The organism is Pseudomonas sp. TE3895 (assembly GCF_056278855.1).
In genome coordinates this window covers 1,792,522-1,804,101 of sequence record NZ_JBWBQE010000001.1, presented here as the reverse complement: position 1 = coordinate 1,804,101, position 11,580 = coordinate 1,792,522, and the positions used below count along the sequence as shown (strand labels likewise).

Genomic DNA, 11,580 nt, shown 5'->3' with positions numbered 1-11,580 from the left:
TACCCGGCGGCATGGACGACCAGCAGTAAGGGAACTATGTGAAGCGAAGCAGTCCGCTGTCACCGCTGTTGCTGGGAGCCTTCGGGCTCCTGGCCCTGAACTTGCACCCGGTTGCCCAGGCAGCCGATGATATAGACCCCCACCTGCGCCAGATCGGGCCGTCGCTGCTACGCGATGCGCCCGAAGCGGTGCCCGCCCGCCCCCCCATCGGCATGGCCCCGGTCGCCAGTGGCGAACGGCTGAGCCTTACCGACGCGGTGCTGCAGGCAGCGCAATGGCACCCGAGCATCGCTGAGGCCATCGGCAACCTTTACAAGCAGGGCGAAGGCATCAACGTCGCCCGTGCGGGCTATTACCCACAGATTTCCGGTGGCCTGCGCACCGGTTATGACACCGGCTATGGCGGCGACCGCAATAGCCAGGCCCTGAACCTGTCGCTCAAGCAAATGCTCTATGACTTCGGCAAGGTCGACAGCGCCGTCAACGCGGCCCAGGCGGCCGCCGCCCGCGCCCAGGCCAATATCCTGCTGGTGGTCGACGACCTGGCCCGCGACACAGCCTATGCCTGGATCGAAACCCGCCGCTACGAGCAACTGATGACGATTGCCCGCGACCAGATTCGCGGCGTGGGCGACATTGCCGGCATGGCGCGCCAGCGCAGCGACATGGGCGCCAGTACCCGTTCCGATGTGGTGCAGGCCGAGTCCCGCGTGGAAAGCGCCCGTGCCACCCTGGAGGAGTACCAGTCGCAGTACGAGCGCTGGCGCTCGACCCTGGCGGCGCTGATGGGCCGCGTTACCCCACCGGCACTGGCCGAAGGCTCACCCGCCGAGCTGAACCAGGCCTGCAAGCGCCCTGCACAGGGTGATGACCGCCTGCCCGCCGTGCTGATGGCCCTGGCCCAGCGCGCACAGGGCCAGGCCGAGCTGGCCCAGGCAAAGGCGGAGGCCTACCCTACCCTGTCGTTGCAACCGCAGGTCAATCATTACCTGGACGACGACTACAACCGCGATAACGCACGGCTGGACCGCACCCAGGCGGGCATCTACCTGAACGTCGAAGTCCCCATCTACCAAGGGGGCTCCATCAGCGCCCGTACCCGCGCCGCCGGCCACGCGCTGACCGCCGCCGACTCCGCCGAAGACGCCGCACGCCTGCAAGCGCGTCGAGGCCTGGCCGAGGCCATGGCGCAAACCTCCGGGCTGGGCCGCCGGCTAACCTCGCTGGAAGCACGCCAGGTCAGCATCCAGGAGGCACGCATGCTCTACGGGCGTCAGTACCTGGACCTGGGCACACGGCCACTGCTCGACCTGCTCAACGCCGAGCAGGAGATCTACCAGTCACGCTTCGAACTTGCCGGCACCCGCTCCGATCTGCTGCGCCTGGATGTCGACTGCCTGTACAACACCGGCGCCCTGCGCACGGCCTTTGGCCTTGAGGGGCGCAACCTGCAAGGTGTGGAGATCCAGCCATGAGTGATTCGATCGATGTGACCCTGCCCAACCAGGCGCCCGCGCCGGAGCAGGCCGCCGCCCACCGGCCAGACCTTGGCCCCTGGCTTGAGGTGATGTTGCAGGTGGCACACCACTACCGCCTGGACGTATCACCCCAGCGTATTCGCCTGGCCGCTGCGGAGGATGCCCGCCCGTTGAATGAAATCCTCCGCCACATGGCACGTCAGGCGGGGCTGGCATTGCGCTTCGTGCACTTCGATGCCAAGGGCCTGCGGCAATGGCGCACGCCGCTGGTGCTGGAGCTGGACGATGGGCAGCTGGCGGTGGTCGAGTCGGTGACCGAAGAGGACGACCTGGCAGTGGTGTTCGCCGGTGACCAGGGCCTGACTTCGCGTCTGCCCCGCGACACCCTGAAAGGCCGTATCAACCGCGTGGCCCTGCTGCGCCCGGCCCGGCCACTGCGCGATGTGCGCACCGACGACTACACCGCGCCTTACGACCGCCACTGGTTCGCCCGCATCGTACTGCGTGACCTGCGCCCTTATGGGCAGGTGATGGTCGCTTCACTGGTGGCCAACGTGCTGGCGCTGGCCGGCGTGCTGTTCTCGATGCAGGTGTACGACCGAGTGATACCGGCTGAATCCCTGCCCACCCTCTACGTCCTGTTTGGCGGTGTGGTGTTGGCACTGGTGTTCGACTTCAGCATGCGCCTGCTGCGGCTAAAGGTGACCGACCTGCTCGGCAAGCGCGCCGACCTGCGGGTGAGCGACCTGGTCTACGGCCATGCCCTGCGCCTGCGCAACTCGGTGCGGCCGAAGTCCACCGGCTCGTTCATCTCGCAGTTGCGCGAGCTGGAGTCGATCCGCGACCTGATCACGTCCAGCACCGCCACGGTGCTGGCCGACCTGCCGTTCTTCCTGCTGTTCCTGTTCGTGTTCTGGCTGATCGGCGGCGTACTGGTGTTCATCCCGCTGGTCGCGCTGCTGGCCATGGTGTTGCCCGGGTTGCTTGCACAACGGCGCCTGGCACGGTTGGCCAATGCCTCGATGCGTGAGTCGGCGCTGCGCAACGCCATGCTGGTGGAAAGTATCCAAGGCCTGGACGAGATCAAGGCACTGCAGGCGGAGGCTCGCTTCGAACGGCAGTGGAACCAGTACAACGCGGCCTGCGCGCACACCAACCTGCGCCTGCGCACCCTCACCAACGGCCTGGTGACCTGGACGCAGAACGTGCAGGGTGCCGTGTTTGCCGTGGTCATCGTGATCGGCGCACCCATGGTCATCGCCGGCGACCTCACCACGGGTAGCCTGGTGGCGGCATCCATGCTTTCGTCGCGGATGATGGCACCGCTCGCCCAGCTGACCCATGTGCTGACCCGCTGGCAGCAGGCCAAGGTCGCGCTGCAAGGCCTGGACAAGCTGATGCAGTCACCAGTCGACCACCCCGAAGGCGAAGCCCGCGTGCACCTGCCAGCCATTCACGGCGAGTACCGCCTGCGCCAGGCCAACTTCCGCTACAGCGAAGACTACCCGCCAGTGCTGAACATTGGCCGGCTGGACATCCAGCCGGGCGAGCGCATTGCCGTGCTGGGCCGCAACGGCGCCGGCAAATCAACCTTGCTGCAGGCGCTGGGTGGGGCCATGGACCTGGTACAGGGCGAGATCAGCCTGGACGGCATCGCCATGGCCCACCTCGACCCTGCTGACCTGCGCCGTGACGTCGGCCTGCTGCCGCAGTACGCGAGGCTGTTCCACGGCACCCTGCGGGAAAACCTCACCCTCGGTGCCGGCCAGGCCAGCGACCAGGAACTGGTGGCCGCGCTGGCCGCCACTGGCGCACTGGACTTCGTCCGCCGCCTGCCCAAGGGCATGGACCACTTGATCCTCGAAGGAGGCCTGGGCTTGTCTGGCGGCCAGCGCCAAGCCCTGGTGCTGTCGCGCCTGCTGGTACGCCAGCCGCAAGTAATGCTGCTGGACGAGCCGACCGCGTCGCTGGACGACATGACCGAGCGCAAGCTGCTGGATAACCTGGAGCGCTTCTGTCAGGGCCGTACACTGGTGATCGCAACCCATCGCCTGAGTGTTCTGCAGCGGGTCGACCGCATCCTGGTGCTGGACGCCGGGCGTATACGTCATCGATGACGCGCGCGACGCCGCGCTGGCCAAACTGCAAGGAGCCCAGGCATGAGCAACCATGAACTCCCGGCCTCCTACCTGGACGGGCAGGACGACCAGGCGGTATTCCGCGCCGGCCGCATCATCACCCTCTGCGCGCTGATGCTGGCGGCGTTCCTGGCCTGGGCGGCCTGGTTCGAGGTGACCGAGGTGTCCACCGGCACAGGCAAGGTCATCCCAAGTTCGCGAGAGCAGGTCATTCAGTCGTTCGAGGGCGGTATCGTCGCGCAGATGAGCGTGGCCGAAGGCGACCTGGTCGAGCGCGGCCAAGTGCTGGCCCAGCTCGATCCGACCAAGACGGCTTCCAGCGTGGGTGAAAGCGAGGCCAAGTACCGGGCTGCCAAAGCCAGTCAGGCTCGCCTGCAGGCAGAGGTGACCGGCAAGCCCCTGACCTTCCCGGCGAGCCTGCGCGACTCTCCCGACCTGATCGATGCCGAAACCGCGTTGTACCAGACCCCGCCGCCGCGGCCTGGAACAGACCCTGGCGGGTATTCAGGACTCGTTGCAGCTGGTGCGCAGCGAGCTGAAAATCACCGAGAACCTGGCAAAGATGGGTGCCTCCAGCCGGGTTGAAGTGATCCGCCTGAACCGCCAGCGTTCCGAGCTGGAACTCAAGGCCAACGAGGCGCGCTCAGACTATCTGGTGCGCGCCCGGGAAGAACTGGCCAAGGCCAGCGCCGAAGCGGACGCCCTGTCGGAAGTGATCCGCGGGCGCAGCGACTCGCTCACCCGCCTGACCCTGCGCTCGCCGGTGCGCGGCATCGTGAAGGACATCGAGGTCAACACCCTGGGTGGCGTGGTGCAGCCCGGTGGCCAGGTGATGAAGATCGTGCCGATGGACGAACGCCTGCTGATCGAAACCCGCATCGCGCCACGGGACATCGCCTTCATTCACCCCGACCAGGCGGCCAAGGTCAAGATCAGTGCCTATGACTACTCGGTGTACGGCGGGCTGGACGGCAAGGTGGTGGGCATTTCGCCGGACACCCTGCAGGACGAGGTCAAACCGGAAATCTACTACTACCGCGTGTTCATCCGCACCGAACAGGACAGCTTGCAAAACAAGGCCGGCAAGCGTTTTGCGATCGTGCCAGGGATGATTGCCACGGTGGATATCCGAACGGGCGAGAAAACCATCCTCGATTACCTGATCAAGCCGCTGAACCGAGCCAAGGAGGCCCTGCGTGAACGCTGATCCAGGCATTCCTGGGTTCTGTGCAAAATGCCTAAAGCCCGACCCAAACAGGCCGATAACCGGTTATCCCCTGCTCCTCACCGAAGGTCACCATGGCCACGCAAAATGCCCGCGCGGATTCGCTATCCCTGCTGCTGTTCACCCTGCGCAGCGGCAAGCTGATGGCAATCAACCTGCTCAAGGTCAGCGAGATCATCCCCTGCCCGCCGCTGACCAAGCTGCCCGAGTCGCACCCCCACGTAAAAGGTGTGGCAACCCTGCGCGGCCACTCGCTGTCGGTCATTGACCTGTCCCGCGCCATTGGCGAACAGCCACTGGTCGACCCGCAGGGTGGCTGCCTGATCGTTACCGAGATCAGCCGCTCGCGCCAAGGCCTGCATGTACAGGCAGTCAGCCGCATCGTGCATTGCCTGAGCACCGACATCAAACCACCGCCCTACGCCTCGGGCACCCGCTCGTTCATTACCGGTGTGACGCGCGTGGACAACACCCTGGTGCAGGTGCTGGACATCGAAAAAGTCATACACGCCATCGCCCCGCCCGTCGCCGAGCCAGCGCACGGCACCTTGAACGAAGAAGACGCCAGCCTGCTGGCCGCCGCCAACATCCTGGTGGTGGACGACAGCCAGGTGGCCCTGCAGCAGTCAGTGCACACCCTGCGCAACCTCGGTATCGAATGCCACACCGCGCGCAGCGCCAAAGACGCCATCAACGTGCTGCTGGAGCTGCAAGGCACCGCGCAGGAGATCAACATCATCGTCTCCGACATCGAAATGAGCGAAATGGACGGCTACGCCTTCACCCGCACGCTGCGTGAAACCCCCGACTTCCAGCACCTGTACGTGCTGCTGCACACCTCGCTGGACAGTGCCATGAGCAGTGAAAAGGCGACCCAGGCCGGGGCCAATGCCATCCTTACCAAGTTCTCCTCGCCAGAGCTGACCGATTGCCTGGTGGTGGCTGCGCGTACCGTGGTGTTCGCCGAGCACTGATATATTCAGCGACAAACTCCCCGGCTTGCCGCCGGGGGTGACTCGGGCATAATTCGCGCCCCTCGCAAGAAAATTGCCGGAATCGCGTATGAAGCTTCTCAGCTCTATCTTGATCAGCTGCGCCCTCTTCAGCGGTATTGCCCAGGCCTCCAGTAGCCAGGCCTGGAACGAGCAGCGCCAGCAGATGCTCAAGGCTTGCCTGACCGCCAGCCAGTTCAAGGACGCCCATGCCCGCGGCAAGCCCGCCGAGTTTGATGACCAGGTCGGCATGAGTGCCCTGCTGATCGAAGGCGTCTACCCACAGAAGCACATGCAGCAGCGCACCGGCACCGAATTGTGCCTGTACGACCGCCAGCACCAGCGTGCTTTCGTCAGTGAATGGAGCCCGGAAGCCAAGTGACCGACCGCTTACGTTTCGGCTGTACCGGCTGCGGCAAATGCTGCACCGGCCACCATGTGCCACTGACGCTGGCCGAAGCGCGTCGCTGGGCGGACGATGCCGGCCAGGTGGTGGTACTGATCGAGGCCTTCGTCGTGGACGGCCCCGGGATGCCGCTGGAGCAGCGTGACCATGTGCTGCGACGCTCCCATCCAGTGGATTGCGGCGAGGGCGAGGCACGCGTCTCGGTGACCTTTGCTGCATTCAACCCCGGACGTTGCCGTAACCTCGACACCAACGACCTCTGCACCATCTATGAGCAGCGCCCGCTGGTGTGTCGCATCTATCCGGTAGAAATCAACCCGCATATCCCGCTGCGGCCAGACAGCAAAGACTGCCCGCCTGAGGCCTGGCAACAGGGGCCGGAGCTGATTCATGGCGCGCAACTGGTCGATGTGGAACTGCAGGCACTGGTACAGGCTTCGCGCCAGGCCGACCGCGATGACATTGCCGCCAAGGTGGCGGTGTGCCAGGCGTTGGGCATGACGACCAGTGCGCTCAAGGGTAACGGTTTTACCGCCTACTTGCCGGATATGGGGGCGTTTGCTGCGGCGCTGGCGCAGGTACAGGGGAATGAAGGGGCGCAGTGGACCTTGCATGTGCAGGATGAAGCACTGACGGCAAGCTTGCAGGCACTGGGTTTGCGCACAACCCATGAAACCCCGGTTTATTACGCCTTTATCGGTTTCTAGCCTGACCATTTTGCCCAAGGCGGCGCCCTGTGCAGGTGCTCTAGCACGGGACTTTCGCCGAAAGTCCTATTGATTTCCGCAAGGATCGTTACCTTTTGCGCAACAGTGCTTATCGCACTTCGCTCTGTTTCGAGTGCACTGAAAGGACTAACTTTACCCCTGTCCTCATTAGCACTTGCACCGCAAGAAGGTAGTTTCAAATGTCCAACAGTATGGGTATTGCCAGCGTCTTCGTCCTGTCTTCCCTGTTGTTGTCGCCCCTGGCCATGGCCGAAGAATCCCCGGCATTCGTTGCCCGTAATGCAGAGATCGCGGCTGTCCATCAAGAGGCCCGTGACGCTGTAGCCGCAAACAAGGCAGATACCGCAAAAGACGCGAAACAGACAGCTTCCAAAGTGACCGTCGATGCCAATGCCGACAGCTGATCAAACGCTGTCGCTGTTCCCTCTTTCCCTTGGCTACGCCATGGGCACCTCCGGTGCCGATATGTTAGCCTTTTAAAGCCGCTGCCGATCAGCGGCTTTTTTTATGTGCTTTAACGCTCAGCCCGGCTGTAACGTGTACCTATAAAAAAGACGCACATTCAAATATAAAAACTGCCCCACCGTCAGACCAAAGGAGCTAGTACCGGTGCCTTCCGCGTTTCGTTTTACCCCGCTTTTCATTGCGTTGACTGCAACGATCCCTTTCGCCGCCCAGGCAGATGAAGACAAGGCTGATGGCTTCATCGAAGGTTCGTCCTTCAACCTGCATTTTCGTAATGCCTACTTCAACCGCGACAACCACAACGCCGGCGTGCGCGACACCCGCGAGTGGGGCCAAGGCGCGGTAGCGCGTTTCGAGTCGGGCTACACCCCAGGTGTGGTCGGCTTTGGCCTGGATGCTCATGCCATGCTGGGCCTGAAACTCGACGGCGGTGGCGGCCATGCCGGCACCAGCATCCTGCCCGAACACATCAAGGACGACGGCGAACTGGGCGCTGCCCCGCATTCGTTCTCCACTGCCGGTGCTGCGGTCAAGCTGAAAGCCTTCGACACCGAACTGAAAGCCGGTGACCTGTTCCTCACCAACCCGGTGATCGCCGGCGGTGAAACGCGCATGCTGCCGCAAACTTTCCGCGGTGTAAGCCTGACCAACACCAGCATTGATGGCCTGTTGCTCGAAGGCGGCCAGGTCAGCTTCACCCACCCGTACAACCAGAGCGGCCACCGCCGCATCGACACCTACTACGGGTCACTGGACGAGCACGACAAGAGCAAGCACCTGAACTGGGCCGGCGCGTCGTGGAGCGGTACCGAGCACATCACCGCCAACCTGTACGCCGCCGAGCTGAAGGACATCTGGAACCAGTACTACGCGGACTTCGACTACACCTATGTGGTCAATGACCTGGTCAGCCTGAACCCAGGCGTGCACTTCTATCACACCCAGGACACCGGTCAGGCCCTGCTAGGCAAGATCGACAACAACACCTACAGCGTGCACTTCACCGTCAACGCTGGCTTCCACAGCGTCACCGCCGCCTACCAGCGAGTGAACGGCAACACGCCATTCGACTACATCAACCTGGGCGACAGCGTGTACCTGGACAACTCGCGCATGTACTCGGACTTCAACGCGCCGAACGAGCGTTCGTGGAAACTGCAGTACGGCTATGACTTCGCCGGTGTCGGCGTGCCTGGTTTGACCACCTCGCTGTCCTACTCGCGCGGCGAGGCTGACCTGACCAAGGCCACTCAGGACACTACTCACTACGACTACTACCGTGAAGATGGCAAGAACGCCATGCACTGGGAGCGTGACCTGGACGTGAAATACGTGTTCCAGGAAGGTGACCTCAAGGACCTGTCGGTGCTGGTACGCTATGCCACCCACCGCGGCAGCCAGGGTTATGCGTCGATCGACAGCAACAGCGACAACGATGAACTGCGGGTAATCGTCGATTACCCACTGAACGTGTTCTGATCTTTTGCTGCCAGTGTAGGAGCGGGTTCACCCGCGAAGAAGGCTTCGCCGGTTTTCGCGGGTAAACCCGCTCCTACAGGGGTACACGGCAAATCGAAAAGAACAGTACACCGTGCTTCCGTCGGACAAATCTTGTCCGACAATCCCTGCTTCCCTAGAATACCGCCGCCGCGAATGGCCCTGCCCACGCAGTAGCGAGCATGCCCACCCAATCCCCGCGTTTCGCAATCTACAGGTCGCACCCCGAGCTGATCCTCAATCTGGGCAGTTGCCTTGCCGTGCTCGCCATCGTGGCCATCGTCAGCTACCTGCTTGCCCGCGAGCGCGAAAGTGTCGAGCAGTCGGCGGTGCGCTCGTCGAACAACATCGTCCAGCTGATCGAAAGCGACATTCTGCGCAACGTCGAACTCTACGACCAATCACTGCAAGGCCTGATCTGGGCCGTCGGGCGCAAGGAACTGCCGGAAATTCCCGGCCCGATACGCCAGCGCCTGCTGTTCAATGAAGCCTTCGTCGACCGCAAGCGCGGTGACGTGCTGTGGCTGGACAAGCAAGGCAATGTCGTCGGCGACTCCACCAGCAACGTGCCACGCAAGGCCAACTTCGGCGACACCGGGGTGTTCAAGGCCCACCAGCACAATGCCAACCTCGGCTTGCTGGTGGGCCCCCCGTTCAAGGCCAAGCTTGGCGACCTGGACTGGTGTATCAGTTTCAGCCGACGCATCTCGGGCCCCAATGGCGAGTTCGCCGGGTTGGCAGCGGGTGCGCTGCGCCTGTCGTACTTCAATAAGTTGTTCCAGCGCCTGGACATTGGCCACGACAGCAGCATCAACCTGTTCAATACCGACGGGCAGTTGCTCGTCCGCCAGCCCTCCCCCGCGCAAGACCCGCTGATTGGCACTTACTACACCGAACGGCCCAATTTCAAGCGCATCCTCAGTGAACAGAGCGGTAGCTTCACCGCCCGCTCCCACAGCAGCGGCAAGCCGCGCATATTCACCTTCGCCCGGGTCGCGCAATTGCCCCTGATCGTACTGGTGGTGCATTCGGCCGACGAGGTGTTTCAGTCCTGGCGCCGCACCGCCATTCTGGTCAGCGTCGCCACCGGCGGTCTGTGCGTGGGCATTCTGTGGCTGACGTTGCTGCTTGGCCGCGAACTGCGCCGCCGCCACGAAGCCGAAGAAAACCTGGCGATGCTCGCTTCCACCGATAGCCTGACTGGCCTGGCTAACCGCCGCAGGCTGGACCATGTGCTGCGCCAGGAATGGGCCCGCGCACAACGCAGCCGTAAGCCGTTGGCGATACTGATGGTGGACGTGGACCACTTCAAGGCATTCAACCAGCGCCATGGCCATGCCGGTGGCGACCATGCCTTGCGCGAAGTGGCGAAGGCCATCGAAGCCTGCATTCGTCGCCCGGCAGACCTGGCTGCGCGCTATGGTGGGGAGGAGTTTCAGGTAGTGCTGCCGGAAACCGATCTGGCCGGGGCCCAGCTACTGGCTGAACGCATCCGCGCCAGCGTCGAGGCGCTGGCACCGTTTGCGGATGACGCCCACGCAGTGACCGTGAGCATCGGTATCGGTCTGTCCGGCACCCAGCACGACCTTGGCAGGGTGCTGGGTGCTGCGGACGAAGCGCTCTACCGCGCCAAGGCCAATGGCCGAAATCGGGTAGAGGGCCCGCTCGATTAGGAGCGGGCGCGGGCAGCGTTGCGCAGGGCCTTGACCTGGTCATGGTTGCGCTGCACGCCTTGCAGCTGCTTTTCCACCAGGCTGTAGGTCATGTCGCTGGCAGTGCGGCCCAGTTTCACCAGCTTTTCGCGGGCTTCCTTGTAGGCCTTGAGGGCGTGGTCCTCGCCACGCTCCACCTCGTTCAGCACGGCTTCTTCGTCCTTGCCGGTGACCATCGACTTGAGGTTGACCCAGCCGCGGTGCAGGTCGCCACTGATGCTGGTAGAGGTTTCCGGATCACCGCCCAGGCGGCGCACTTCGCCCTGCAATTCACTGGCAGCGTTGGCGCACTCGCCCGCACGCTGGACGAAGAACGCTTTCAGTTCGGGGTTCTTTACATCATCGGCCGAGGCCTTGAAACCTTTCTCGCCATCCTTGCTGTACTCGATCAGGTCGTTGAGTACGTCGATCACGTCTTTGTTGGGGTTGCTCATGGTCGAACTCCTTGGCAGGTGATAGTCCTCTAGAGAGTTGCAGTGTTCGTGCCACGCTTTTAAAAAACACAAATTACTTACTATTCAATAACTTATGTATAGATTGGCGACTGCTGGTTACGGCGTTCTGCATGATTGCCGCTTGGGGCTTCGTGCAGATTGCAGTATGGTCGGCGCCTTTCCACAGCCAGGTGCGCGCAGATGAAGCCGGAAACCCTCGAACTACTGGTGACCCGCAGCATGCCGTTCGGCAAGTACCAGGGAAGGATCATTGCCGACCTGCCCGGGGACTACCTGGCGTGGTTTGCGCGCAAGGGCTTCCCGGCAGGGGAACTGGGCGGGTTGCTGGCGTTGATGCATGAGATCGATCACAACGGGCTGGGTGATCTACTGGTGCCGTTGCGGCAGAAGCATCGCCGTTGAAAGGCCAACAAGGGCTCTGTGGGAGCAACTGTCTTGCTCAATTTCTGAAAGCTGGCGCGATCCGTGGACTGCCCCCCAAAAG

9 protein-coding genes and 2 pseudogenes are annotated in these 11,580 nt (G+C 63.0%); 10 read left to right on the top strand and 1 reads right to left on the bottom strand.

Features of this window, described 5'->3' with window-relative positions:
* Window positions 1-38 precede the first annotated feature (38 nt).
* From ACZ889_RS08185 to ACZ889_RS08145, 9 genes and pseudogenes are all read left to right on the top strand, one after another.
* Complete coding sequence (locus ACZ889_RS08185) at window positions 39-1,475, top strand: TolC family outer membrane protein (protein ID WP_047605356.1); 1,437 nt, start codon at window positions 39-41, stop codon at window positions 1,473-1,475.
* A pseudogene (locus ACZ889_RS08180) lies at window positions 1,472-3,641 on the top strand (type I secretion system permease/ATPase). The gene ACZ889_RS08185 and the pseudogene ACZ889_RS08180 overlap by 4 nt, the downstream one beginning before the upstream one ends.
* A pseudogene (locus tag ACZ889_RS08175) lies at window positions 3,638-4,823 on the top strand (HlyD family type I secretion periplasmic adaptor subunit). Before ACZ889_RS08180 ends, ACZ889_RS08175 begins: the two co-directional pseudogenes overlap by 4 nt.
* A 92-nt stretch (window positions 4,824-4,915) precedes the next feature.
* The gene (locus ACZ889_RS08170) at window positions 4,916-5,815 is read left to right on the top strand and encodes a chemotaxis protein (protein WP_003247301.1); all 900 of its coding nucleotides are present in this window, start codon (window positions 4,916-4,918) and stop codon (window positions 5,813-5,815) included.
* Between the two features lie 88 nt (window positions 5,816-5,903).
* Window positions 5,904-6,215, top strand: a complete 312-nt coding sequence (locus ACZ889_RS08165) for a hypothetical protein (RefSeq protein WP_003247302.1) — start codon at window positions 5,904-5,906, stop codon at window positions 6,213-6,215.
* The gene (locus ACZ889_RS08160; protein WP_121782872.1) at window positions 6,212-6,946 is read left to right on the top strand and encodes a YkgJ family cysteine cluster protein; all 735 of its coding nucleotides are present in this window, start codon (window positions 6,212-6,214) and stop codon (window positions 6,944-6,946) included. The genes ACZ889_RS08165 and ACZ889_RS08160 overlap by 4 nt, the downstream gene beginning before the upstream one ends.
* 200 nt (window positions 6,947-7,146) lie before the next feature.
* Window positions 7,147-7,371 (top strand): hypothetical protein, encoded by a 225-nt coding sequence (locus tag ACZ889_RS08155; RefSeq protein ID WP_180688834.1) that lies wholly within the window; start codon window positions 7,147-7,149, stop codon window positions 7,369-7,371.
* A gap of 205 nt (window positions 7,372-7,576) precedes the next feature.
* The gene (locus ACZ889_RS08150; RefSeq protein WP_064492570.1) at window positions 7,577-8,911 is read left to right on the top strand and encodes an OprD family porin; all 1,335 of its coding nucleotides are present in this window, start codon (window positions 7,577-7,579) and stop codon (window positions 8,909-8,911) included.
* A gap of 200 nt (window positions 8,912-9,111) precedes the next feature.
* The gene (locus ACZ889_RS08145) at window positions 9,112-10,602 is read left to right on the top strand and encodes a sensor domain-containing diguanylate cyclase (RefSeq protein ID WP_476257303.1); all 1,491 of its coding nucleotides are present in this window, start codon (window positions 9,112-9,114) and stop codon (window positions 10,600-10,602) included.
* Here ACZ889_RS08145 and ACZ889_RS08140 read toward each other — a convergent pair.
* Window positions 10,599-11,075, bottom strand: coding sequence for a ferritin-like domain-containing protein (locus tag ACZ889_RS08140; RefSeq protein ID WP_003247307.1), 477 nt, complete (start codon window positions 11,073-11,075; stop codon window positions 10,599-10,601). The genes ACZ889_RS08145 and ACZ889_RS08140 overlap by 4 nt on opposite strands.
* 201 nt (window positions 11,076-11,276) lie before the next feature.
* Here ACZ889_RS08140 and ACZ889_RS08135 point away from each other — a divergent pair, with 201 nt between their 5' ends.
* Window positions 11,277-11,498, top strand: coding sequence for a DUF3820 family protein (locus ACZ889_RS08135; RefSeq protein WP_003247308.1), 222 nt, complete (start codon window positions 11,277-11,279; stop codon window positions 11,496-11,498).
* The last annotated feature ends 82 nt before the right edge of the window (window positions 11,499-11,580 follow it).